Origin of the sequence: Paraburkholderia sp. BR14312 (assembly GCF_040948675.1) — a bacterium.
Lineage (GTDB): Bacteria > Pseudomonadota > Gammaproteobacteria > Burkholderiales > Burkholderiaceae > Paraburkholderia > Paraburkholderia nodosa_A.
This window is the reverse complement of the sequence record NZ_JBFPKI010000002.1, coordinates 707823-730969: the sequence shown is the minus strand read 5'-3', so window position 1 is coordinate 730969 and position 23147 is coordinate 707823. Positions and strand designations below refer to the sequence as shown.

Genomic DNA, 23147 nt, shown 5'->3' with positions numbered 1-23147 from the left:
AATGAAGGCGAGCAAGACCAGCAAGGCCGCATCCGCGAGGATGCGCGGCAGGGACGGTTGCCCGCCACGCGTTGAGCGTGGGGGACAGGCGCGGTGTCGCCAGGCGTTCCTGTGTAACCTTGGAGTACATCGTTGCCCAACATTGCACGACGCCAGCGCGACACGCTTGCGCATCGTTGCGAAGGACGAGTCATGATCAAACAGGGTGAAACGCTGCCCGAAGCGACCCTCTTCGAGTTCGTCGAAGACGCGCGCGAGGGTTGCACGCTGGGGCCGAACAGCTTCGACGTGCAAAAGGAAGCGGCGGGCAAGCGCGTGGTGATCTTCGGATTGCCGGGCGCATTCACGCCAACGTGCTCCGCGAAGCACGTGCCGGGTTACGTCGAACACTTCGACGCGCTGCGCGCGGCGGGTGTCGACGAGGTCTGGTGCGTGTCCGTCAACGACGCGTTCGTCATGGGCGCGTGGGGACGCGATCAGCGTACCTCGGGCAAGGTACGCATGATGGCCGACGGCAGCGCAGCGTTGACTCGTGCACTCGGACTGGAGCAGGATTTGTCGGCGCGTGGCATGGGAGTCCGCTCCCAGCGCTATGCGATGGTGGTCGACGACGGCGTGGTCAAGACGCTGCACGTCGAAGCACCCGGCAAGTTCGAAGTGAGCGATGCTGCGAGCATACTCGCCACGTTGACCCGCGCATGAGCGCGTTCGCGGGCGCGGCGTTGCCCCGAAGCAACTGCACCTGCGGCGTAAATGTGACAGGCCATTACGTGAGCCCAGCGGGCCGATTACCCCGGGAACGCCTCCGTTCCGGGCATCGGCCCGCGCTCCATCCCCATTGGGTAACACGGGGAAACAGTTTGTCACGCCGGTGAAAACGACGGACTCGGCGCAACTGGAGTATAATTCGTGCTATGAATTAAAAAGTCCCGATTGGGATTTTCAATGAGCAAGAAGACCATGTTGAAGCAGCGAACCATCAAATCAATCGTGAAGACAGTCGGCATCGGCCTGCATTCGGGGCGCAAGGTCGACCTGACGCTCCGTCCGGCGGCGCCGAACACGGGCATCGTGTTTTCGCGCGTGGATTTGCCGACGCCGGTGGACATCCCCGCATCGGCGATGGCGATTGGCGATACCCGCCTCGCCTCGGTGCTGCAGAAAGACGGCGCACGTGTCTCGACGATCGAGCACCTCATGTCCGCCTGCGCAGGCCTTGGCATCGACAACCTCTACGTGGATGTGACCGCCGAGGAAATTCCGATCATGGACGGCAGCGCGGCTTCGTTCGTGTTCCTGATCCAGTCGGCGGGTATCGAGGAGCAGAACGCTCCGAAGAAGTTCATCAAGGTCAAGAAGCCCGTGGAGATCCGCGACGGCGACAAGTTCGCACGTCTCGAGCCTTACTTCGGCTTCAAGCTCAAGTTCACGATCGACTTCCGCCATCCGGCTGTCGACAAGACGGGCCAGGCGCTCGAAGTGGACTTCGCGAATACCTCGTACGTGCGTGAAATCGCGCGCGCCCGCACGTTCGGCTTTGCGCACGAAGTCGAGATGATGCGCGAGCTCGGCCTCGCGCGCGGCGGCAGCATGGACAACGCCATCGTGCTGGACGAGTACCGCATTCTGAACAACGACGGCCTGCGCTACGACGACGAGTTCGTGAAGCACAAGATGCTCGACGCGATCGGCGATCTGTACGTGGTCGGCCATCCGCTGCTGGCAGCGTACGACGCGTACAAGTCGGGCCACGGCCTCAATAACGCGCTGCTGCGCGAGCTGCTCGCGAATGAGGACGCTTACGAGATCGTCACGTTCGACGATCCGCAGAAGGCGCCGCGCGGCTTCGGCTACGAGGCGCAGACCGCATTCGCCTGAGTTTCGAGCGTATAGGCAGTAAAAAGGGCAGCGATATGCTGCCCTTTTTCTTTTTGCGCGGCTTCGTGAGCGCGGTCGCGAGACCTGGGCGCACCGGATCAGCGCTTTTTCATGTGGCGCGCCGCCATCTTCGCGAGGGCTGCCTGCAGCGGCGAGGCCTCGAGCGTTTCGCTCAGCGCCTGAAGCGCTGCCGCGCCAACCGGCGTCATGCGAGCCTGCTTGGGCGGTGCCGGATCTTTCACGGCCTGAGGACGCACGCGGATGCGCACGCTGTTCAACGCCCAGCCGCGCGCCTGCAGATCGGCCACGAGCCGCGGCTCCAGATGCCGCAACCGCGCGGCGAGCGCGTTGTGCGCAGTGAAGAGGGCCAGCGTGCCGTCCTTGATGAAGCCGGGCTCGACGCTCGCCGCGAGATAGTCGGGCAGCAGCGCATTCAGGTCGCGCTGGATCGCCGCGATCTGCTCCACGCCGGCGCGCAGCGGCGCGAACGCGTCCGTGCGGCTCAGCACTTCGGCGAGCGGCTGGGGGGCGCGTGGTCCCCTGGACCTTGAAAACGGCGAGAAACGGCTCATGTGGCGTAAGGATGGGCGAGCGCGCAGGCGGCACTGCGATGTCGTCATTGTAGCCTGCGCACCGCTCATTCAAGCGCCTTCAGGCCATTCGGCCAGGGCCGCATCGCGGCCCTTCGCCGCCCGGCGGGAAGGCCGTCCGTGCGGGCACCGCGCGCGCCAGAGCCGTCTTCGCGCTGACACAGGCGGGTGAGAGGGCGCGTGCTAAAATGCCCGATTCGAATCCACCATTTTGGGCTAAAGCCGCCGAGGTCCCGCCGGTCCGGATGCGTAGTGCACACCCTGCACAACCCGCTGAACCCACCCTCAGGAATCCCGGCCGAAGCCGCGACGCAGACACCGATCCGATGACCACCGGTTTCTTACAGAAAATCTTTGGCAGCCGCAATCAGCGCCTGATCAAGCAATATCAGAAGACGGTCGCGGCGATCAACGCGCTCGAACCGAAGATCGAGCAGTACACCGACGAGCAGCTGCGCGCGAAAACGGCCGAGTTCCGCGAGCGCGTGGCCAAAGGTACATCGCTCGACGAACTGCTGCCCGAGGCGTTCGCCGTTTGCCGCGAGGCGAGCAAGCGCGTGCTGAAAATGCGCCACTTCGACGTGCAGCTGATCGGCGGCATGGTGCTGCATTACGGCAAGATCGCTGAAATGCGCACCGGCGAAGGCAAGACGCTCGTCGCCACGCTGCCCGTCTACCTGAATGCGCTGTCGGGCCGCGGCGTGCACGTCGTGACGGTGAACGACTACCTCGCGCAGCGCGACGCCGAATGGATGGCGCGCCTCTACAACTTCCTCGGTTTGTCCGTCGGCATCAACCTGTCGCAGATGGACCACGCGACGAAGCAGGAAGCGTACGCCGCGGACATCACCTACGGCACGAACAACGAGTTCGGCTTCGACTACCTGCGCGACAACATGGTCTACGAGACCGAGGCGCGCGTGCAGCGTACGCTGAACTTCGCGGTGGTCGACGAGGTGGACTCGATCCTGATCGACGAAGCGCGTACGCCGCTCATCATCTCGGGCCAGGCCGAAGACCACACCGAACTCTACGTGCGCATGAACGCGCTGCCGCCGCTGCTCGAGCAGCAGATCGGCGAAGAGAAGGCCGACGGCACGGGCGTGGAAAAGCCGGGCGACTACACGCTCGACGAAAAGGCGCGCCAGGTGTTCCTCACGGAATCGGGCCACGAGAAGGCCGAGCGCATGCTCTCCGAGTGGGGCCTGATCGGCCAGGGCGAAAGCCTCTATGCGCCGCAGAACATCACGCTGATGCACCATGTGTACGCCGCGCTGCGTGCCCACACGCTATTCCACAAGGACCAGCACTACGTGGTGCAGAACGGCGAAGTCATCATCGTCGACGAATTCACCGGCCGTCTGATGGCCGGCCGCCGCTGGTCGGACGGCCTGCACCAGGCCGTGGAAGCGAAGGAACACGTGAAGATCCAGAGCGAGAACCAGACGCTCGCTTCGATCACGTTCCAGAACTACTTCCGCATGTACGCGAAGCTCTCGGGCATGACGGGTACGGCCGACACCGAAGCGTACGAATTCAACGAGATCTACGGCCTCGAAACGGTGGTGGTCCCGACGAACCGGACACCCAAGCGGATCGACAAGCAGGATCAGATCTACAAGACGGCGAACGAACGCTACGACGCCGTGATTCGCGATATCCGCGAATGCTACGAGCGTGGTCAGCCGGTGTTGGTCGGCACGACGTCGATCGAAAACTCGGAGCTGCTTTCGAACCTGCTCACGAAGGCCGGTCTGCCTCACGAAGTGCTCAACGCGAAGCAGCACGCGCGTGAAGCCGCGATCGTCGCTGAAGCCGGTCGTCCGCAGCGCGTCACCATCGCCACCAACATGGCAGGCCGCGGTACCGACATCGTGCTGGGCGGCAATGCGGAGAAGCAGGCAGCGTTTATCGAAGCCGACGAAGCGATTCCCGCCGACGAAAAGGCGCGCCGCATCCAGCAACTGCACGACGAGTGGCAAACGCTGCACGATCGGGTAAAGGCCGCGGGCGGTCTCCACATCATCGGCACCGAGCGTCACGAGTCGCGCCGGATCGACAACCAGCTGCGCGGTCGTGCGGGCCGACAGGGCGACCCGGGCTCGTCGCGTTTCTATCTCTCGCTCGAAGACCCGCTGCTGCGCATTTTCGCGGGCGACCGCGTGCGCGCGATCATGGACCGCCTGAAAATGCCGGAAGGCGAGGCGATCGAGGCGGGTATCGTCACGCGTTCGATCGAGTCGGCGCAGCGCAAGGTCGAAGCGCGCAACTTCGACATCCGCAAGCAGTTGCTCGAATACGACGACGTCTCGAACGATCAGCGCAAGGTGATCTACCAGCAGCGCAACGAACTGCTCGAAGCGCATGACATCACCGAAACGATCGGCGCGATGCGTCATGGCGTGATCACCGACATCGTGCGCCAGTTCGTGCCGCACGGCAGTATCGAAGAGCAGTGGGACGTGCCCGAGCTCGAAGAAGTGCTGCGCAATGAGTGGCAGCTCGACCTCGCGATCCAGGAGATGATCAACGAGTCGTCGTCGATCGACGCCGATGAGATTCTCGAAGCCGTGCTCGCGGCCGGCGATGAAGCGTACGAGCAGAAGGTCGCGCTCGTGGGCCGCGAATCGTTCAGCGCGTTCGAACGCTCGGTCATGCTGCAAACGCTCGACCGCAGCTGGCGCGAACACCTCGCGGCGCTCGACCACCTGCGTCAGGGCATCCATCTGCGCGGCTATGCGCAGAAGAACCCGAAGCAGGAGTACAAGCGCGAGGCGTTCGAACTGTTCGCCGCGATGCTCGAAGCCGTGAAGCTCGAAGTCACGCGTATCGTGATGAACGTGCAGATCCAGTCGCCGGAGCAGCTCGAACAGGCGGCCGAGCAGATCGAAGAGCAGGGTCATCATGTCGAGAACGTCGAGTTCCGCCATGCCGAATTCGCCGAAGCCGACGCGGCGCCGGCTCCGGCGGCTGCCGCACCGGTGGCTGCCGACGCCGCCGCCGCAATGGTGGGCGCGGCCATGAGCCATACGCCGCCGGTGGGCAGCGAAATGCCGAAGGTGGGCCGCAACGATCCGTGCCCGTGCGGCAGCGGCAAGAAGTACAAGCAGTGTCACGGCAAGATCGCGTGACGCAGGCTTGAACGTAGATTCCGGTGGCCCGCTTCCCATGGCGGGCCTTGCGTTTTGATTCCCGATGCCGGCCAGGCTCCAGCGCCCTGGCCGGCATCGCCATTTCGACAGGTCGCCACCATGGCTGTCAATTTTCCCTCGATTGATCCCGCACAACTTCATCCGGTCGCCGGCGTGACGCTCGGCTGGGCGGAAGCCAACATTCGCAAGCCCAATCGTAAGGACGTCCTGGTGATCTCCGTCGACGAAGGCGCGAGCGTGGCCGGCGTGTTCACGCTGAATCGCTTCTGTGCCGCGCCGGTGACGGTGTGCCGCGAACATTTCGCGAAGGTGCGCGCGGGCGGCAAGGGCATTCGTGCACTGGTGGTGAACACCGGCAACGCGAACGCGGGCACCGGCGAGCCGGGCATGAAGCACGCCCGCGAGACCTGCGATGAACTCGCGCGCCTGGCCGGCCTCGAGTCCTCGCAGGTGCTGCCGTTCTCGACCGGCGTGATCCTCGAGCCGCTGCCGATCGACCGTTTGAAGGCGGGCCTGCCCGCCGCTCTGGCGAATCGCCGGGCCGCGAACTGGTACGACGCCGCGCAGGCCATCATGACGACCGACACGCTGCCGAAGGCCGTGTCGCGCCAGGTCACGGTCGACGGCCACACCATCACGTTCACGGGCATCAGCAAGGGCGCGGGCATGATCAAGCCGAACATGGCGACCATGCTCGGCTTCCTCGCTTTCGACGCGAACGTTGCGCAGCCCGTGCTCGACGAACTCGTGAAGTACGTGGCCGACCGCTCGTTCAACTGCGTCACCATCGACGGCGATACCTCGACCAACGACTCGTTCATCATGATCGCCTCGGGCAAGTCGAGCCTGCCCGCGATCACGTCGACGGACACGCCCGCTTACGCCGCGCTGCGCGACGCCGTGACGGCCGTCGCCCAGGAACTCTCGCAGCTCATCGTGCGCGACGGCGAAGGCGCAACCAAGTTCATGACCGTGCAGGTGGAAGGCGGCAAGGACGTGGCCGAGTGCCGCCAGATCGCTTATGCGATCGGCCATTCGCCGCTCGTGAAGACGGCGTTCTACGCATCGGACCCCAACCTCGGCCGTATCCTCGCCGCGATCGGCTATGCCGGCGTGACGGACCTCGACGTCGACAAGATCGACCTGTATCTCGACGACGTGCTCGTGGCGAAAGCGGGCGGTCGCAACCCGGACTACCGCGAAGAAGACGGTCAGCGCGTCATGAAGAAGAGCGAGATCCTGATCCGCGTGCTGCTCGGCCGCGGCGACGCGCAGGCCACGATCTGGACCTGCGACCTCTCGCACGACTACGTGAGCATCAACGCGGATTACCGCTCCTGATTTCAAGCGCGCTCACCACATGGACAAGCTCGAACAGTTTCTGACCCGCGCCGAAGCGCTGCTCGGCCGCCTCGAAGCCGTGTTGCCGCCGTCGGCACCCGATGTCGACTGGAACGCGGCCGTCGCGTTTCGCTGGCGCAAGCGCCAGGGGCGCGGCTTCCTGCAGCCGGTGCCCGCGATCTCGCTGATCTCGCTCGACGACCTGCAGAACATCGACCGGCAGAAAGATCTCATCGACCGCAACACGCGCCAGTTCGTGCAGAAGAAGCCCGCGAACAACGTGCTGCTCACCGGCGCGCGCGGCACCGGCAAGTCGTCGCTGATCAAGGCCTGCCTGAACGCGTACGCGCAACAGGGCCTGCGCCTGATCGAAGTCGACAAGGACGATCTGCATGATCTCGGCGATATCGTCGATCTCATCTCGACGCGCCCCGAGCGCTTCATCGTGTTCTGCGACGACCTCTCGTTCGAGGAAGGCGAATCGGGCTACAAGGCGCTGAAGGTGGCGCTGGACGGTTCGGTGGCCGCGCAGTCGGACAACGTGCTGATCTACGCGACCTCGAACCGGCGTCATCTGCTGCCCGAGTACATGAGCGACAACGAGACGTACAAGCACATGCCCGACGGCGAGATTCATCCGGGCGAAGTGGTGGAAGAAAAGATCTCGCTGTCCGAGCGCTTCGGGCTTTGGGTGAGCTTCTATCCGTTCAAGCAGGACGACTATCTGACGATCGTCGCCCACTGGCTGCGCCATTTCGGCTGCGACGACGCCGAAGTCGAATCGGCGCGCGGCGACGCACTCGTCTGGGCGCTGGAGCGCGGCTCGCGTTCGGGCCGCGTGGCGTGGCAATTCGCACGCGACTGGTCGGGCAAGAAGGCGCAAGAGGCATGAGCGCCGAGGCCAACAGCGCAAACGACGCTTCCGCAACGACGCGCCCCGTGACGGAAGTCGCGGTGGGCGTGCTGGTGCAGCCCGATGGCCGCTACCTGCTCGCCCAGCGCCCCGAAGGCAAGCCTTATGCAGGCTACTGGGAGTTTCCGGGCGGCAAGCTGGAAGCGGGCGAGAGCGTCGAAGCGGCGCTCGCGCGCGAGTTGCACGAGGAACTGGGCATCGACGTGAAGGCGTGCCACCTGTGGCACACGCTCGAACACGACTACCCGCACGCCTACGTACGGCTCTACTTCTGCAAGGTGACCGAGTGGACCGGCGAGCCGCACGGTCGCGAAGGTCAGGCGTTCGTCTGGCAGTCGCTGCCGGCGAGCGTCGAGCCGCTCTTGCCTGCGACGATTCCTGTGCTGGAGTGGCTTGCGGCGGAATAACGGCCTACGAGGCCGCCACGATGCAAAAGGCCGCTGTGCATCACGCACAGCGGCCTTTTTTTCGCCTGGCGCAAGCGCGTCGCGGCGCTTTAATCGTTATTGGCGCGTATCCGTGGGCGGCGCGTCTTCCGGCGGCGTTTCATCGTCGGCGCCGCCAATACGGTACTTTTCGGCTGCCCATGCACCGAGATCCATTTGCTTGCAACGCTCGGAGCAGAACGGCCGGAAGCGGTTCTCCGGCACCCAGCGGACTTCCTTGCCGCAGCTCGGACATTTGACGACAGTGGTCATGCGATAGAACTTGGTTTGCGTTGAGTCTGGCCTGGCGACGCGTTTGCTTTCACAGGCTGCACAGCGTGAGCTGGAACGGCACGTCCTGATCGACGGCTCGCGGACGCAGATCGCCGTCCTGCACGGTGAAGCGCACCCACAGCATGTACTTGTTGGCGCTCGCTTCGGGAATCATGCGCAATTCCGGTGCCACGCGTACCTGCATGAGCTGATACGCACGGCCCGACAGCATCTGCTGATAGCTGCCCTGCATCGCCATCACCTTCGACGCCTGGCCCGACTCGCGCGCGAGACGCAGCACGATGGCGGCGGCGTCTCGCAGCGGCAGCAGCGGCGTGACCCATTTCGCGATGTCCTGACGGCGTTGATCGGGATGCAACTGTTGCCAGGCGTAATACGACGGCAAATCGAACTTGCAGGTGCCACCGGGAATGATCGCGCGGCTGCGGATGCTCGTGAGCCACTCGTTGTCCATCAGATGCTGGCCCGTCTTGCCTTGCATCTGCGTGAGGCCGGCGAGCGTTTGCTCGATTTCGCCCAGCACGGTTTCGAGCGCATTCTGCTCGATGCCGGGATTGCCGCGGAACGGCGCGAGCGTTTGGCGCTGCCGCTCGAGTTCCTTCATGAGATCCGACTTCAGATCGGCGCGGCCTGCGACTTCGGCGATTTCGAAGAGCGTCGTGAGCGCGACGTGATGTTCCCTCGGATCCTCCTGGGTCAGGAAAAACGTGAAGCGCTCGAACAGGTCTTCGAGGCGCAGCAGCGTTCGGATTCGCTCGTTGAAGGGATACTCGTAAAGAATCAAGCGCGCTCGCCTCGGGCGTGGTGGGTGACGGATTGCAGGACATTCTAATGCCGTGGGACCACGGTCGCAATCGCGCCGGCCCGGCGCTATGCCGATGTGACCCGCTAATCGCGCGCCGATGGCGCGTTTTACGTCTTGCCGGCCTTTTCGGCCGCGAGCCTGAGATACGTCTGATGCAATGCGTCGACGTCCTGATCGAGCGATTCGAGCGTCGCGCCGTTGTCGTTTACCACCACGTTGTCGGCGGCCGCGAGGCGTGCCTCGCGCGTGGCCTGCCGCGCGATGATCGCGAGCACTTGCTCACGTGCGAAGCCGTTACGGCGCATGACGCGCTCGATCTGCGTTTCCACGCTGCAATCGACGGCGAGCACGCGATCGACACGCGTCTTCCAGGTGCCCGACTCTACGAGCAGGGGCACGACCACGATGACGTAAGGCCCGCTGGCCTCTCGCGTTTCGCGTTCGGTCTCGGAGCGGATCAGCGGGTGCGTGATGGCCTCGAGCCGCTTGCGCGCGGACTCGTCGCCGAACACGAGCGCGCGCATGCGCGCGCGGTCCATCGAGCCGTCGGGCGCGACGAATTCAGGGCCGAATTCCGCAACGATCTGCGCCATCGCGACGCCGTGCGGCGCGGTAATGCGATGCGCGATGAGATCGGTGTCGACGATCGTTACGCCGCGCGCGGCAAAGCCATCAGCAACCGTGGACTTGCCGCTACCGATGCCACCCGTCAATCCGACCGCGAACATTTGATCAGTTCCCCCACGCAAATACGCCATACAGCGGTGTGCCCGCAAACAATGTGACGAGCGCGCCAGCGGCCAGATACGGGCCGAACGGCAACGGTTCTTCGAAACGCATGCGTCCCGTCAACGTAGCGATGATGCCGACGAGCGCGCCGGCCACTGCGGCGATCACGACGATCTGCGGCAGCGCGCTCCAGCCGAGCCATGCGCCGAGCGCGGCGAGCAGTTTGAAGTCGCCGTGGCCCATGCCTTCCACGCCACGCAACAGCCTGAAGACCCAATAGACGCACCAGAGCGCCAGATAACCCGCGACCGCACCGATCACCGCTTCGCGCAGCGTGACGAAGGTGCCGGCAAAATTGACCAGCAACCCGGCCCACAGCAGCGGCTGCGTGATCTCGTCATGCAACATCTGGTGTTCGAGGTCGATGGCGCTTGCGGCGATGAGCGTGGCGCACAGCGCGAAGGCGGCGAGCGCCTTGCCTGTGGGCCCGAAGGCGAGCAATGCGCCGACCGCGCAGGCCCCGCTCGCGATTTCGATGAGCGGGTAGCGCACGCTCACGCGCGCATGACAGTGCGAGCAGCGCCCGCGCAGCGCGAGCCAACTGAGCACAGGGATGTTCTCCCAGGCGCGCAAGACGTGGCCGCAGTGCGGGCACGCGCTGCGTGGGAGCCAGAGGTTGTAGCGCGCGGGCAACCCGTCTTCTTCGAAGAGCGGACCGGGCGTGCCGGTCGCTTCGGCCACATCGGCGCGCCACGCGCGCTCCAGCATGATCGGCAGCCGGTGCACGACGACGTTGAGAAAGCTGCCGATGACGAGCCCGAACGCAATGGCGAAAACCATGAGCACGCCGAATGGCAGACCGGCGAGAGCGGCTGCGAGCGGCGTTGCGGTATCGGGCGCGGACAGGAGTTGGGCGGGCATGAGACGGAACCGGAATCTGGCAGCGATGCTACACCACGTTGCCCAGTTGAATGATGGGAAGATACATCGCGACGACGAGGCCGCCGACCAGCGCACCAAGCACGACGATCACGAGCGGCTCGCACAGGCTCGATACGAGCGCGATCTTTTCGTCGACCTGACGGTCGGCGAGCGAGGCCACATCGAGCAACATCGCGTCGAGCGCGCCCGATTCTTCCGCAACCGCAACGGGCTGAACCACATCGGCCGGAAAGCATCCCGCCGCGCGCATGGCTGCGGCGAGCCGCTCGCCGTGCCGCAGGCGCTCGCTGATACCTGCGCTCGCGCGATCGAAGAATGCGTTGCCGCTTGCGTGCGCGAGCGAATCGAAGGCGTCGGCGAGTGGCGTGCCGGCGGCGAGGAGCGTGCCGAGCGCGCGGCTCCAGCGGGCGGCGCACAGCGTGGTGAGCAGCGTGCCGCAAAGCGGGAGCTTCAGCAGCGTGCGTCCGAAAGCGATGCGCGCGGTTTCCGAGCGGCGCAAGGCCGCTTGCATGGCGAGCGCGCCGGTGGCTGCAGCTACGGCGGCCGGCACGCTCCAGCGCGCGGCGCCCGCCGACAGCATCAGCACGATTTGCGTGGGCGCGGGCAGTGCGGCGCCGAAGCCGTCGAAGATCTGCTTGAACGTGGGTACGACCCAGACCAGCAACGCCGCGGTAATGACAAGCGCGAGCAGCAGCACCGCGACGGGGTAGGTGAGCGCGGCGCGCACTTTGGCGCGCTGCGCAGCGGCACGCTCGCGGTCGTCGGCGAGGCGGGCAAGTACGGCGGCGAGCGCTCCCGAGGCTTCGCCTACGGCAACGAGCTGGCAATACAGCGCGTTGAAACGCGCCGGATGTTGCGCGAGTGAGTCGGCGAAGCGCAGTCCGCCGGCGATGTCGCGCGCGAGCGCCGCGGCAATGCGCGGCATGCCGTTTGGCCCGGGCGAGAGCGCGAGCAGTTCGAGCGCGTTCGCAAGTGGCAGGCCGGCGCGCAGGAGGCTCGCTAGCTGGCGTGTAAAGCACGTGACGTCCGCGTGGCGTGCTTTAGGCGCGCCCGCGCTCGACCTGCGCTCGATGGCGAGCACAGTGATGCGCTCGCGCTTGAGTGCGTCGCGCACCGCCGCGGCGTCGAGCGCGATCAGCGTGCCACGCCTCGTCGCGCCCGATGCATCGAGACCGCGCCACGCGAAGCGCCACTCGGATGGGCCTTGAGGGGCGTGCGCGGCGCTCATGGCGCATCCGTTGCGACAAGCGCTTCGGCGAGGCTCGTGGTGCCGTCGCGCACGCGCGCGAGCGCCGCGTCGCGCAAGGTTGCGACACCGCTTCTGCGTGCTTCCCGAGCGATTTCGTGCGCGCCGCGCCTTGTGACGATCAGGTCGCGTATGGTTTCCGAGATCGGCAAGACCTCGTGGATTCCCACGCGGCCGCGATAGCCGATGCCGTGGCAAGCCTCGCAGCCGCGCGCGACATAAGGCTGCATCATGTTACCGCCGTGCGTGGTCAGGCCTGCCGCGACGAGCGCCGCCGGCGAAGCCTCGCCGCGCACGCGGCATTGCGGACATAGCCGCCGCACGAGGCGTTGCGCCGTGACGAGCCGCAGCGAGCCCGCCAGGTTGTATGGCTCTACGCCGATGTCGACGAGCCGTGCGCAAGCCGCGCTGGCGTCGTTCGTGTGCACGGTCGAGAGGACGAGGTGGCCGGTCTGCGCGGCCTTGACGGCCACGCTGGCGGTTTCTTCGTCGCGAATCTCGCCGATCATGATGACGTCGGGATCCTGGCGCAGCAGCGCACGCAGTGCCACCGCAAAGGTGAGCCCGGCCTTCTCGCGCACGTTGACCTGATTGATGCCCGCAAGCTGGATTTCGGCGGGATCTTCCACCGAGCAGAGATTGTGTGCCGTGCCGTTGAGCCTTTGCAGGAAACAGTAGAGCGAGAGCGTCTTGCCGCTGCCGGTAGGGCCCGTGACGAGGACAAGACCATGCGGCGCGCCGATCGCTTCGGCTACGGCGTGCTGTTGCGCTTCATCGAGCCCGAGTTCGGCTAGCGACAGTTCGGCGGGAAGCGCTTCGAGCCTGCGCAAGACGAGCTTTTCGCCATGAAGTGTGGGCAGCGAATTCACGCGATAGTCCTCGGCGGCTTGCGACGCCCCCGAGAGTGCGAGCCGCAGCCTGCCGTCCTGCGGAATGCGCCGTTCGGCGATGTCCATGCGGGCGAGCACCTTGATGCGCGTGACGAACGCATCGCGCAGATGCGCGGGCGGCCGCGCCATTTCGTGCAGTACGCCGTCGATGCGCAGACGCACGCGCCAGCCGTGTTCCATCGGCTCGATGTGCAGATCGGAGGCGTTGCGCCGCGCGGCTTCGCGCAGCGTTTCGGAGAGCAGCCGAACGGCGGGTGCGTCGTCTAGCTGCGGTACAGAGACAGGCGCAGATGTGCGCGCCGTCGAGCCACCACCCGTACCGCCTTCGGCAACCGCGGCGGCGAAAGGGCGCGCACGATAAGGAGTAGAAAGCATCGACATGCCGGCGCGAAGCCGCCTCGAACAGATGACGCCTTCATCATGGCGCGAGGCGCACTGCGCCGCCACCCGGCCGAACGGCTAACGTCCCGGCAGCAGCTTCTTCGCCTTTTGCAGCGTGCCCTGGCGCGGCTTGGCGCCGGGTTTGAAGAGCTTGACCGTGCGTACGGCCTGGTCGTCGCTGCGTAGCACTTCGAGCTTCACGTCGCCGATCTGCAGGCACACGTCGCCTTCGGGAATCTCTTCGAGCACTTCGAGGATCAGGCCGTTGAGCGTCTTGGGCCCATCCGTGGGCAGCTTGATATGAAGCCAGCGATTGAGTTCGCGCAAAGGCATGCTGCCCGGCACGATACATTCGCCTTCGTCGTTCCAGCCGCCGCGTCCGGTGCCGCTGCGCGGCATCGAGGTGGTGAATTCGCCGATCAGCTCCTCGATGATGTCTTCGGGTGTCACGAGTCCTTCCATCTCACCGTACTCGTTCACGACGAGCGCGATGCGATGGCGGCTTTCCTGGAAGTACTGAAGTTGCTGGAATCCAGGCGTGCCCGTGGGCACGAAGTACGGCTCGGCGAGCAGTTCGCGCAGCGTCTCGCGCTCGAATTCCTGGTTGTGCAGCGCGGCCAACGTCTTGCGCACATGCAGCACGCCGAGCACCCGGTCGATGTCGCCTTGATAGACGATCAGCTTGTTGTGATAGCAGGTCTCGAGCTGATGCAGGATGTCTTCGAGCGGGGCGTCGTAGTCGAGCGCCTCGATGCGCCGGCGCGGAATCATCACGTCGTCGACGGTGATGTTCTCCAGGTCGAACAGGTTGAGCAGGATGCTGCGGTGTTTGGTCGGCATGAAGCTGCCCGACTCGAGCACGATGGTGCGCAACTCCTCGGTGGAAAGCCGCTGGTCATGCGCCTTGTGCGTATTGATGTGCAGGATGCGCAGGATGGTGTTCGCAAACATGTTGACGAACCAGATGAGTGGCTTCGTCACACGCATGAGCGGCGCGATCAGGAGGCTCGCGGGCAGCGCGATTTTTTCCGGAAACGTTGCGCCCACAATCTTCGGCGTGATTTCCGCGAACACGATGATGAGGAACGCGACGATGCCCGTCGCGATCGAGAGCACGAGGTTATTGCGGCCGAACGTATGGAGCGCGATCGAGGTCGTGAGGACCGGGATGATGGTGTTGAAGAGATTGTTGCCGATCAGGATCACCGAAAGCAGCAGGTCGGTGCGCGCGAGCAGCTTCTGGGTGGTCTTCGCGCCGAGCGTGCCGTGATTGGCGAGGTATTTGAGCCGATGGCGATTGAGCGCCATCATCGCCGTTTCGGAGATGGAGAAGAAGCTGGAGCAGATGAGCAGGACGAAGACGGCGCAAATCTGCGCCCATAAGGGAAGGTGGTCCACGCGTCGAGACAATGAGGGGGGCGGATGGGGAAACTATAACAGAGGGGTACCGCAGTTCCAGGGCGGTTGGCCGAACGGACAAGGCGGTTGCCGGTTACGCGCCGCGAGTTGCCGGACAGGATGGAAGTGCGGGAGATACAGGCGAAAAAAAACCGCGCAATGCATGCGCGGTTTTTCTCGAATTCTGGTCGGGGTGAGAGGATTCGAACCTCCGGCCTCTACGTCCCGAACGTAGCGCTCTACCAGGCTAAGCTACACCCCGAATTGACTGCTGGACTCCACAACTCGCTTCGTCTGTTTCAAGACTGGCGCGTCGTTGAGTAAGAACATAATTCTAGCAGGCTATCTTTGTAAATGGAAGGGGGGAACGCTGAAATCGCGTCGGCGGCGGCCTGGGCCTCGGTGCGCGCGCATTGCAGCGTGTGCTCGAGCGCGCCCGAGCGCGTGATTGCCGCGAAGATTTCGTCGAAGCGCGTCGTGCCGCCTTGCTCGATCGCTTCGCGTGCAAGCGCGGCTTCCGCGGCCGTGCCGTGCTCGATCAGCCAGATGAGCGGCAGAGTGGGCTTGCCTTCGCGCAGGTCGTCGCCCGCGTTCTTGCCCATCGATTCAGGCGTGCCCGTGTAGTCGAGCCAGTCGTCCATGATCTGGAATGCCGTGCCGATGCGCCGCCCGTATTCGGCGGCCGCTTCCTCGGTGCGCGCATCCGCTCCCGAAAGCACCGCGCCGAGCTGCGCCGCGGCTTCGAAAAGCTTGGCGGTCTTGTAGCGGATCACCTGCATGTAGCGGTCGGTGTCCACGTCGGCGTCGTGCATGTTCAGCAGCTGCAGGACTTCACCCTCGGAGATGATCGTCGTGGCGGCGGACAGGATTTCCATCACGCGCATCTTGCCGACGCCCACCATCATCTCGAACGAGCGCGAATACAGGTAATCGCCCACCAGCACGCTGGCGGCGTTGCCGAACAGCGCGTTGGCCGTCTGGCGGCCGCGCCGCAGGTCCGATTCGTCGACGACGTCGTCGTGCAGGAGCGTGGCCGTGTGAATGAACTCGACGACCGCTGCGAGCACATGGCGCTCCGTGCCGTGGTCGCCGAGCGCGCCGGCCACCATCAGCAGGAGCGCCGGACGCAGCCGCTTGCCGCCCGCGCCGATGATGTACTCGGAGATCTGGTTGATCAGCATCACCTCGGACGCCAGGCTCTGCCGGATGACACGATTCACCTGCTCCATGTCACTGGCGATGGGGGCAAGCAGGGTGGCTGCGCTGGGGGATGGGGTGGCGGTGGACGACATGATGGCAAATAGGGGTAGTGCCGCGGATTATAAGGCGAATCGACTGCATGCCGGACGCTCCGCTACCGTCCTGCCGATGGCTCCCTCTATTTTCTCGCGGGCCCGACGGCCGCATGGATGCTGGCGCTATGCCGTACGGATAGCCCTGGCGCCCGTCCGACGGGCGCCAGATCCCTCGCGCGCACCCGCGCAATGGACTTGCACACCTTTTGACCACGCAGCTAACTCTATGTATAATCTAAGGTTTCGGGCGCGCAGTGTGTCCCGAAATTATTGAAGAGTGAGGTTCTCAATGTACGCGGTCATAAAAACCGGCGGCAAGCAGTACAAGGTTGCCGTTGGCGAAAAACTTAAAGTAGAACAGATACCGGCTGACATTGACGCAGAAATCACGCTCGACCAGGTTCTCGCAGTGGGCGAAGGCGAATCGATTAAGTTCGGTACGCCGCTGGTGAGTGGGGCTTCCGTCAAGGCCACCGTTGTGTCGCAAGGTCGGCATGCCAAAGTGACCATCTTCAAGATGCGTCGCCGGAAGCACTACCAGAAGCATGGCGGCCACCGCCAGAACTACACCGAACTGCGCATCGACGCGATCAACGCGTAAGCGCACGCAGGTAAAGGAGCAAACAAATGGCACACAAAAAGGCAGGCGGGTCGTCACGTAACGGCCGCGACTCAGAGTCGAAACGACTTGGTGTGAAGGTGTACGGCGGCCAGGCCATCCTCGCCGGCGGCATCATCGTTCGCCAGCGCGGTACGCGCATGCACCCGGGCAACAACGTCGGCATCGGCAAGGACCACACGCTCTACGCGCTGGTCGACGGCCATGTCTCGTTCACGACCAAGGGCGCAGCCAACAAGCACACGGTCAACGTCGTCCCCGCAGCGGCCTGAGCTTTCAAGCTTTAGACCGCTCGCGAGCGGGCTGCACGCGACGCAAGGAAGGCCCCGCGAAGTTTGCGGGGCCTTTTTATTTATCCGCAGTCTTTCGGGGTCGTAACGGGCTTGCGTTCACTTGCGGTGCGTTGTTGGCCAGTTTTGGCCATGGCGGGCAAAATATCGATATCCACGGGACGGAGTAACTCATGAAGTTCATTGACGAAGCGAAGATCGAAGTCATCGCCGGCGATGGGGGCGATGGCAGCGCGTCGATGCGACGCGAGAAGTTCGTCCCGTTCGGCGGGCCGGACGGCGGTGACGGCGGGCGCGGCGGCAGCGTCTACGCTGTCGGCGACCGCAACATCAACACCCTCATCGACTACCGCTACACCAAGAAGCACCAGGCGCGCAACGGCGAGAACGGCCGCGGCTCCGACTGCTACGGCAAGGGCGGCGACGACATCACGCTGCGTATGCCGGTGGGCACGGTCATCACCGACCAGGACACGGGCGAGCTGATCGCCGACCTGACCGAGCACGAGCAGCAGGTGATGGTCGCGAAGGGCGGCGCAGGTGGCCTCGGCAACCTGCATTTCAAGTCGTCAACGAACCGCGCGCCGCGTCAGAAGACCGACGGCAAGCCCGGCGAGCGCCGCATGCTCAAGCTGGAACTGAAGGTGCTGGCCGACGTCGGCCTGCTCGGCATGCCGAACGCGGGCAAGTCCACGTTCATCGCCTCGGTGTCGAATGCGAAGCCCAAGATCGCCGACTACCCGTTCACGACGCTTGCGCCGAATCTGGGCGTGGTGCGCGTGGGGCCGAGCAAGAGCTTCGTGATCGCCGATATTCCGGGCCTGATCGAAGGCGCCGCCGAAGGCGCGGGCCTCGGTCACCAGTTCCTGCGCCACCTGCAGCGCACGAACTTGCTGCTGCATCTGGTCGACCTCGCGCCGTTCGATGAAAGCGTCGATCCGGTTGCGGAGGCAAAAGCGATCGTCGGCGAGCTGCGCAAGTACGATGAGACGCTCTACGACAAGCCGCGCTGGCTCGTGCTGAACAAGCTCGACATGGTGCCGGAGGAGGAGCGCGCCGAGCGTATTGCCGACTTCGTGAAGCGCTTCGAGTGGGACGGTCCCGTGTTCGAGATTTCCGCGCTCACGGGGCAGGGCTGCGAAAACCTGTGTTACGCGGTGTACGACTACGTCTCCTCGCACTCGGACGCGCGCCGTGCGGCCGAAGCCGAAGACCTCGCCTCGGACGTGCGCTTCCGCGAGGGGCAGGGCGGGAACGCGCAGCAGCCGCAGGAGTAATTCGCCGCACCGGCCGGTGCGCGAGCCGCGCCGGTCGCGCCAAGGAATCTTCACGCGTCATCAGTCATTTGGGAGACCGCGCAGCATGCGTTCCGTCATCGCCGATTCACGGCGTCTGGTAGTGAAAGTCGGTTCGAGCCTCGTCACCAACGACGGCCGCGGGCTCGATCATGCGGCAATCGGCCGCTGGGCCGAGCAGATTGCGGCGCTGCGTGCGCAGGGTAAGGAAGTCGTGCTCGTGAGTTCGGGCGCGATCGCGGAAGGCATGCAACGGCTCGGCTGGACGAAGCGGCCGCGCGAGATCGACGAGCTTCAGGCTGCCGCGGCAGTCGGGCAGATGGGGCTCGCGCAGGTCTACGAGAGCCGCTTTGCCGAGCACGATATCCGCACTGCGCAGATCCTGCTCACGCATGCCGACCTGGCTGACCGCGAACGCTATCTCAATGCGCGCTCGACGTTGCTCACGCTGCTGCGCCTGGGCGTCGTGCCGATCATCAACGAGAACGACACCGTGGTCACCGACGAGATCAAGTTCGGCGACAACGACACGCTCGGCGCGCTCGTCGCGAACCTGATCGAAGGCGACGCGCTCATCATCCTCACCGACCAGAGCGGCCTCTATACGGCCGATCCGCGCAAGGACCCGGGTGCGACGCTCGTGCAGGAAGCCGATGCAGGCAAGCCGGAACTCGAGGCAATGGCGGGCGGCGCGGGGTCGAGCATCGGCCGCGGCGGCATGCTCACCAAGATTCTCGCGGCCAAGCGCGCCGCGCATAGCGGCGCGAATACGGTGATCGCAAGCGGGCGCGAAGCGCAAGTGCTCGTGCGTCTGGCTGCGGGCGAGGCGATCGGCACGCAGCTCATCGCGCGTACGGCGCGCATGGCGGCGCGCAAGCAGTGGATGGCCGACCATCTGCAGGTGCGCGGCCACGTCGTGATCGACGACGGCGCGGTGCAGAAGCTCACGGCGGATGGCAAGAGCCTGCTGCCCATCGGCGTGACCGGCGTGCAGGGTGCGTTCGCGCGCGGCGAAGTGATCGCTTGCCTGAACGGCGCGGGCGTGGAAGTGGCGCGCGGACTCACCAACTACAGCAGCGCGGAAACCAAGCTGATCCAGCGTCATCCGAGCGGCGAGATCGAGGGCATCCTGGGCTATATGCTCGAGCCGGAACTGATTCACCGCGACAATCTCGTGCTGGTTTGACGAGCGTTCCCGCGCAGCGCCAAAAGTCAAAAAGCCGCTGTGGCCAAAGGCCGCAGCGGCTTTTTCATGCCCATCACAGCATGTCGGGGCGCGGCTTAACGCACCAGCGTCGACTGCGTGCGGCCGTAGCGCAGGTTCTCGATAAGGGTCGACGCCTTCGCGATCGGCATCTTGTTGGCGCAGAAGTAGTCCTGATAGAGCCTCGACTGGTACGCATTGAGCGTGCCGTTCTCGATGCGCGACCAGTTGTTCGCGACGGTCTGGTCCCAGCCGTTGTGATCGGCGTCGAGGCTCGCGTAGAGGCGCCACTCGTAGGTGTCGCAACGAATCCCTTCGTAGTTCACGTTACGCGCGCCGCTCGGGCTCGAGATGACGATGGTGTAGCGCACGACGCCATCCGTGCCGACCGTGAGCGATGCGGGGTCGATGGCGAACTTGAGCGGCGAGTTGTTCGAGACATCGAACGGCAGCAGCGTCGCGCCGGCCTGCGGCAGCGGCGGCAGGCCTTCGAGCTTGTTCTCCTGCCATTCGCCCTTGCGGTCCAGAAGGTAGACGAACGCGCTGTCGTCCTTGTTCGTGGGACCGGAACTGGAGCACGCGGCCAGTCCCGACAGAAGCAGCACACCGCCTGCGGCGCATGCCGCAGCAAGAGCAAATCGTTTCAAATTGGTTTTCCTCGAAGCACGGGCGTCAGTTACGAACGAACTGCGCCGCGAATGCGAACCGGCGGGGCCCGGCGCGTGATGCGCCGGACCCCGCCGGTTCGGGCGTTCTTTGCGTTGGCTCAAGCCCCTTGATCCTGCTCGTCCTGCGCAGGCTCGATGATACTCTGCGCCGACTCGCAATCGCTTTCGATCGGCGTACGCGCTGTCCGTGCGGCTACGCCTTCCGGCATGGCCTCATACGGCTCGGCGTGCACCGCGTCTGCGTGCGCCGACGTCACGATGCGCGGGTAGCGCACCTCGTGAGCCTGCACGCCCAGACGCTCCTGACGCGGCGCGGGCCGGCGCAGGAAGCGCGAGAGTTCGGTCAGCGCGAGTTGATAGACGTCACGCTTGAACTCGATGACCGCCTCGAGCGGCACCCAGTATTCATTCCAGCGCCACGCATCGAACTCAGGATGCTCCGTTGCCCGCAGGCAGATATCGCAGTCGCGCCCGACCATACGCAGCAGAAACCAGATCTGTTTCTGGCCGCGATAATGGCCGCGCACTTCGCGCTTGATGAACTTGTCCGGCACCTCATAACGCAACCAGTCGCGTGTGCGACCGACGATCTTGACGTGCTCCGGATGCAAACCGGTTTCTTCGTGCAACTCCCGAAACATTGCCTGCATGGGGGTTTCACCATACTTGATGCCCCCTTGCGGAAACTGCCAGGAATGTTCGCGAACCCGCTTGCCCCAAAACACCTCGTTTCGCGCGTTCAAGAGGATGATGCCGACGTTCGGGCGAAACCCCTCACGATCCAGCATACAACCACCTTCGAATCCTTTAAAATTGCTTTGATTATAAACAGATAACGGCCCTCACGCACCCGCCGTCCGTGACCCGCCGTCCGGAAAGTTGAGCGAATGGCCGCGGCCGCGCAAAACGGTCTCGGGGCGCGATCGGTCTGGCATCTGGCCCGCGTCATCGGCGCGGCATGCGGCACGTTGTCATAATGGCGGGTTCGTGAACTCCTCCGTTGGTCACTTCTTCGGGCGGTCTGCACCGGGCCGCCGCTTTTGGATAATTTGAATGAAAGCCTCCCGTTTCTTTATCGGCACCCTGAAGGAAGCGCCCGCTGACGCGGAAATCGTCAGCCACAAGCTGATGGTTCGCGCGGGCATGATCCGTCGCATCGCTGGCGGCATTTACAACTATCTGCCGATCGGTCTGCGTTCGATTCGCAAGGTCGAGCAGATCGTGCGCGAAGAAATGAACCGCGCCGGCGCCATCGAGCTGCTCATGCCGGCCGTGCAGCCGGCCGAGCTGTGGCAGGAGTCGGGTCGCTGGGAACAATACGGGCCGGAACTGCTGCGCTTCAAGGATCGCAAGCAGAGCGACTTCGTGATGGGCCCGACGCACGAAGAGGTCGTCACCGACATCGCGCGCGGCCAGATCAAGAGCTATCGCCAACTGCCGGTGAACTTCTATCAGGTGCAGACGAAGTTCCGCGACGAAATCCGTCCCCGTTTCGGCGTGATGCGCGGGCGCGAATTCATCATGAAGGACGCGTATTCGTTCGATAAGGACGTCGAAGGTCTCAAGCTCTCGTACCAGAAAATGTACGACGCCTACGTGCGCATCTTCACGCGTCTCGGCCTGCAGTTCCGCGCAGTCGCGGCCGACAACGGCTCGATCGGCGGCAGCGGCTCGCACGAATTCCACGTGATCGCGGAAACGGGCGAGGACGACATCGCCTACTGCCCGACCTCGGACTTCGCGGCCAACGTCGAAGCCGCCGAAGCGTTGCCGCTCATCGCGCAGCGCGGCGCCCCCACGCAAGCGCTCACGAAGACGCCCACGCCGGGCGCGGCGAAATGCGAGGCTGTGGCTGAACTTCTCGGCATCCCGCTCGAAAGCACGATCAAGTCGATCATCCTCGCGACGGACAACGAAGGCGCCGAGCCCACGATCTGGCTGCTGATGCTGCGCGGCGACCACGATCTGAACGAGATCAAGGTCGGCAAGCTCGAAGGTCTGAGCGGCTTCCGCTTCGCGACCGAAGCGGAAATCGTCGAGTGGTTCGGCACGCCGCCGGGCTACCTCGGTCCGCTGGGCACGAAGAAGCCGGTCAAGGTGATCGCCGATCGCACGGTCGCGAACATGAGCGATTTCGTCGTGGGCACGAACGAAGTCGATTTCCACACCACGGGCGTGAACTGGGGCCGCGATCTGCCGGAGCCGGTCGTTGCCGACATCCGCAACGTGAAGAAGGGCGACCCCTCGCCGGACGGCAAGGGTGTGATCGACATCTGCCGCGGCATCGAAGTGGGCCACGTGTTCCAGCTCGGCACGAAGTACTCGGAAGCGATGAACGCCACGTTCCTCGCCGAGAACGGCAAACCTGCGCCGATGCAGATGGGCTGCTACGGCATTGGCGTCACGCGTATCCTCGGTGCAGCCATCGAGCAGAACTTCGACGAGAAGGGCATCATCTGGCCTGAGTCGATCGCGCCGTTCCAGGTCGTCGTGTGCCCGATGGGCATGGACCGCAGCGAGCTCGTGCGCGAGCACGCCGAGCGCGTCTACAACGAACTGCTCGAAGCGGGCGTCGACGTGATTCTCGACGACCGCGGCGAGCGCCCGGGCGTGATGTTCGCCGACTGGGAGCTGATCGGTGTGCCGCATCGTCTCGTGATCGGCGAGCGCGGCCTGAAGGACGGCAAGATCGAGTACCAGGGCCGCCGCGATACCGAAGCGACGCTGCTCGCGGCCGATGAGGCCGCGCAGACGGTGGCGCAGAAGATCCGCGCGGCACTCGCGGTTTAACG

The 23147-nt window shown here is 64.6% G+C and carries 22 protein-coding genes and 1 tRNA gene; 11 read left to right on the top strand and 12 right to left on the bottom strand.

Translation table 11 applies throughout. From position 1 onward, the window contains the following. Window positions 1-192: 192 nt before the first annotated feature. Both AB3X98_RS09200 and lpxC read left to right on the top strand, forming a co-directional pair. Window positions 193-702, top strand: a complete 510-nt coding sequence (locus AB3X98_RS09200) for a peroxiredoxin (protein ID WP_368605971.1) — start codon at window positions 193-195, stop codon at window positions 700-702. A 258-nt stretch (window positions 703-960) separates the two neighbouring features. Beyond that, entirely contained in the window at window positions 961-1878 is a 918-nt protein-coding gene (gene lpxC, locus AB3X98_RS09195) for a UDP-3-O-acyl-N-acetylglucosamine deacetylase (RefSeq protein ID WP_028207797.1), read from the top strand. A gap of 98 nt (window positions 1879-1976) precedes the next feature. Here the strand turns inward: lpxC and AB3X98_RS09190 are convergent, their stop codons facing one another. Further along, entirely contained in the window at window positions 1977-2450 is a 474-nt protein-coding gene (locus AB3X98_RS09190; protein WP_069268493.1) for a DUF721 domain-containing protein, read from the bottom strand. Window positions 2451-2794: 344 nt separating this feature from the next. Between AB3X98_RS09190 and secA the strand changes: the two genes are divergently transcribed. The 4 genes from secA to mutT all read left to right on the top strand — a co-directional run bounded on the left by secA (window position 2795) and on the right by mutT (window position 8281). Continuing rightward, window positions 2795-5599, top strand: a complete 2805-nt coding sequence (gene secA / locus AB3X98_RS09185) for a preprotein translocase subunit SecA (protein ID WP_069268494.1) — start codon at window positions 2795-2797, stop codon at window positions 5597-5599. A gap of 120 nt (window positions 5600-5719) precedes the next feature. After that, window positions 5720-6961, top strand: a complete 1242-nt coding sequence (gene argJ, locus AB3X98_RS09180) for a bifunctional glutamate N-acetyltransferase/amino-acid acetyltransferase ArgJ (protein WP_368605972.1) — start codon at window positions 5720-5722, stop codon at window positions 6959-6961. A gap of 19 nt (window positions 6962-6980) precedes the next feature. Then, entirely contained in the window at window positions 6981-7853 is an 873-nt protein-coding gene (locus AB3X98_RS09175) for an ATP-binding protein (protein ID WP_069268496.1), read from the top strand. Next, window positions 7850-8281 (top strand): 8-oxo-dGTP diphosphatase MutT, encoded by a 432-nt coding sequence (gene mutT, locus AB3X98_RS09170; protein ID WP_069268497.1) that lies wholly within the window; start codon window positions 7850-7852, stop codon window positions 8279-8281. The genes AB3X98_RS09175 and mutT overlap by 4 nt, the downstream gene beginning before the upstream one ends. Window positions 8282-8377: 96 nt before the next feature. On the opposite strand, the gene AB3X98_RS09165 is transcribed toward mutT, so the two are convergent. The 9 genes from AB3X98_RS09165 to AB3X98_RS09125 form a co-directional block, all read right to left on the bottom strand. Beyond that, entirely contained in the window at window positions 8378-8572 is a 195-nt protein-coding gene (locus AB3X98_RS09165) for a DNA gyrase inhibitor YacG (protein WP_069268498.1), read from the bottom strand. Between the two features lie 49 nt (window positions 8573-8621). Continuing rightward, window positions 8622-9377, bottom strand: a complete 756-nt coding sequence (gene zapD / locus AB3X98_RS09160) for a cell division protein ZapD (protein WP_028207804.1) — start codon at window positions 9375-9377, stop codon at window positions 8622-8624. Window positions 9378-9505: 128 nt separating this feature from the next. Beyond that, window positions 9506-10126 carry a dephospho-CoA kinase gene (coaE, locus tag AB3X98_RS09155; protein WP_069268499.1) on the bottom strand — a complete coding sequence of 207 codons (621 nt, stop codon included), beginning with the start codon at window positions 10124-10126 and terminating at the stop codon, window positions 9506-9508. Between the two features lie 4 nt (window positions 10127-10130). Further along, window positions 10131-11048, bottom strand: a complete 918-nt coding sequence (locus tag AB3X98_RS09150; RefSeq protein ID WP_368605973.1) for an A24 family peptidase — start codon at window positions 11046-11048, stop codon at window positions 10131-10133. Between the two features lie 28 nt (window positions 11049-11076). Then, window positions 11077-12297, bottom strand: coding sequence for a type II secretion system F family protein (locus AB3X98_RS09145; protein ID WP_368605974.1), 1221 nt, complete (start codon window positions 12295-12297; stop codon window positions 11077-11079). After that, complete coding sequence (locus AB3X98_RS09140) at window positions 12294-13580, bottom strand: GspE/PulE family protein (RefSeq protein ID WP_342948385.1); 1287 nt, start codon at window positions 13578-13580, stop codon at window positions 12294-12296. Before AB3X98_RS09140 ends, AB3X98_RS09145 begins: the two co-directional genes overlap by 4 nt. 84 nt (window positions 13581-13664) lie before the next feature. Further along, window positions 13665-14984, bottom strand: coding sequence for an HlyC/CorC family transporter (locus AB3X98_RS09135; RefSeq protein WP_083245610.1), 1320 nt, complete (start codon window positions 14982-14984; stop codon window positions 13665-13667). Between the two features lie 185 nt (window positions 14985-15169). Next, window positions 15170-15246, bottom strand: a tRNA-Pro gene (locus AB3X98_RS09130). 37 nt (window positions 15247-15283) lie between these two features. After that, the gene (locus tag AB3X98_RS09125) at window positions 15284-16276 is read right to left on the bottom strand and encodes a polyprenyl synthetase family protein (RefSeq protein WP_069268503.1); all 993 of its coding nucleotides are present in this window, start codon (window positions 16274-16276) and stop codon (window positions 15284-15286) included. Window positions 16277-16568: 292 nt separating this feature from the next. Between AB3X98_RS09125 and rplU the strand changes: the two genes are divergently transcribed. From rplU to proB, 4 genes are all read left to right on the top strand, one after another. Beyond that, window positions 16569-16880 carry a 50S ribosomal protein L21 gene (rplU, locus tag AB3X98_RS09120; protein ID WP_007180329.1) on the top strand — a complete coding sequence of 104 codons (312 nt, stop codon included), beginning with the start codon at window positions 16569-16571 and terminating at the stop codon, window positions 16878-16880. A 26-nt stretch (window positions 16881-16906) separates the two neighbouring features. Then, a complete protein-coding gene (gene rpmA, locus AB3X98_RS09115; protein ID WP_042270345.1) occupies window positions 16907-17170 on the top strand; it encodes a 50S ribosomal protein L27 in 264 nt (87 codons plus the stop codon). Between the two features lie 191 nt (window positions 17171-17361). Continuing rightward, the gene (gene cgtA, locus AB3X98_RS09110) at window positions 17362-18465 is read left to right on the top strand and encodes an Obg family GTPase CgtA (RefSeq protein WP_069268504.1); all 1104 of its coding nucleotides are present in this window, start codon (window positions 17362-17364) and stop codon (window positions 18463-18465) included. Window positions 18466-18550: 85 nt separating this feature from the next. Next, window positions 18551-19669, top strand: coding sequence for a glutamate 5-kinase (gene proB, locus AB3X98_RS09105; protein WP_069268505.1), 1119 nt, complete (start codon window positions 18551-18553; stop codon window positions 19667-19669). Window positions 19670-19764: 95 nt separating this feature from the next. Here proB and AB3X98_RS09100 read toward each other — a convergent pair whose 3' ends face one another. Together AB3X98_RS09100 and AB3X98_RS09095 are read right to left on the bottom strand one after the other, a co-directional pair. Further along, window positions 19765-20334: a CNP1-like family protein gene (locus tag AB3X98_RS09100; protein WP_368605975.1), complete on the bottom strand. Its 570-nt coding sequence runs from the start codon at window positions 20332-20334 to the stop codon at window positions 19765-19767. 119 nt (window positions 20335-20453) lie between these two features. Further along, window positions 20454-21143, bottom strand: coding sequence for an RNA pyrophosphohydrolase (locus AB3X98_RS09095; RefSeq protein WP_069268507.1), 690 nt, complete (start codon window positions 21141-21143; stop codon window positions 20454-20456). A 265-nt stretch (window positions 21144-21408) separates the two neighbouring features. Between AB3X98_RS09095 and AB3X98_RS09090 the strand changes: the two genes are divergently transcribed. Next, window positions 21409-23145 carry a proline--tRNA ligase gene (locus AB3X98_RS09090; RefSeq protein ID WP_342948387.1) on the top strand — a complete coding sequence of 579 codons (1737 nt, stop codon included), beginning with the start codon at window positions 21409-21411 and terminating at the stop codon, window positions 23143-23145. Window positions 23146-23147: the final 2 nt, after the last annotated feature.

What these genes read in the sequence shown, in the direction of transcription:
- argJ (WP_368605972.1), top strand. Translation starts at nt 5,720, where the DNA reads ATGGCTGTCAATTTTCCCTCGATTGATCCCGCACAACTTCATCCGGTC.
- AB3X98_RS09165 (WP_069268498.1), bottom strand. Translation starts at nt 8,572, where the DNA reads ATGACCACTGTCGTCAAATGTCCGAGCTGCGGCAAGGAAGTCCGCTGG.
- AB3X98_RS09150 (WP_368605973.1), bottom strand. Translation starts at nt 11,048, where the DNA reads ATGCCCGCCCAACTCCTGTCCGCGCCCGATACCGCAACGCCGCTCGCA.
- AB3X98_RS09140 (WP_342948385.1), bottom strand. Translation starts at nt 13,580, where the DNA reads ATGCTTTCTACTCCTTATCGTGCGCGCCCTTTCGCCGCCGCGGTTGCC.
- secA (WP_069268494.1), top strand. Translation starts at nt 2,795, where the DNA reads ATGACCACCGGTTTCTTACAGAAAATCTTTGGCAGCCGCAATCAGCGC.
- AB3X98_RS09145 (WP_368605974.1), bottom strand. Translation starts at nt 12,297, where the DNA reads ATGAGCGCCGCGCACGCCCCTCAAGGCCCATCCGAGTGGCGCTTCGCG.
- AB3X98_RS09200 (WP_368605971.1), top strand. Translation starts at nt 193, where the DNA reads ATGATCAAACAGGGTGAAACGCTGCCCGAAGCGACCCTCTTCGAGTTC.
- AB3X98_RS09125 (WP_069268503.1), bottom strand. Translation starts at nt 16,276, where the DNA reads ATGTCGTCCACCGCCACCCCATCCCCCAGCGCAGCCACCCTGCTTGCC.
- coaE (WP_069268499.1), bottom strand. Translation starts at nt 10,126, where the DNA reads ATGTTCGCGGTCGGATTGACGGGTGGCATCGGTAGCGGCAAGTCCACG.
- lpxC (WP_028207797.1), top strand. Translation starts at nt 961, where the DNA reads ATGTTGAAGCAGCGAACCATCAAATCAATCGTGAAGACAGTCGGCATC.
- proB (WP_069268505.1), top strand. Translation starts at nt 18,551, where the DNA reads ATGCGTTCCGTCATCGCCGATTCACGGCGTCTGGTAGTGAAAGTCGGT.
- AB3X98_RS09095 (WP_069268507.1), bottom strand. Translation starts at nt 21,143, where the DNA reads ATGCTGGATCGTGAGGGGTTTCGCCCGAACGTCGGCATCATCCTCTTG.
- cgtA (WP_069268504.1), top strand. Translation starts at nt 17,362, where the DNA reads ATGAAGTTCATTGACGAAGCGAAGATCGAAGTCATCGCCGGCGATGGG.
- rplU (WP_007180329.1), top strand. Translation starts at nt 16,569, where the DNA reads ATGTACGCGGTCATAAAAACCGGCGGCAAGCAGTACAAGGTTGCCGTT.
- mutT (WP_069268497.1), top strand. Translation starts at nt 7,850, where the DNA reads ATGAGCGCCGAGGCCAACAGCGCAAACGACGCTTCCGCAACGACGCGC.
- AB3X98_RS09175 (WP_069268496.1), top strand. Translation starts at nt 6,981, where the DNA reads ATGGACAAGCTCGAACAGTTTCTGACCCGCGCCGAAGCGCTGCTCGGC.
- rpmA (WP_042270345.1), top strand. Translation starts at nt 16,907, where the DNA reads ATGGCACACAAAAAGGCAGGCGGGTCGTCACGTAACGGCCGCGACTCA.
- AB3X98_RS09190 (WP_069268493.1), bottom strand. Translation starts at nt 2,450, where the DNA reads ATGAGCCGTTTCTCGCCGTTTTCAAGGTCCAGGGGACCACGCGCCCCC.
- AB3X98_RS09090 (WP_342948387.1), top strand. Translation starts at nt 21,409, where the DNA reads ATGAAAGCCTCCCGTTTCTTTATCGGCACCCTGAAGGAAGCGCCCGCT.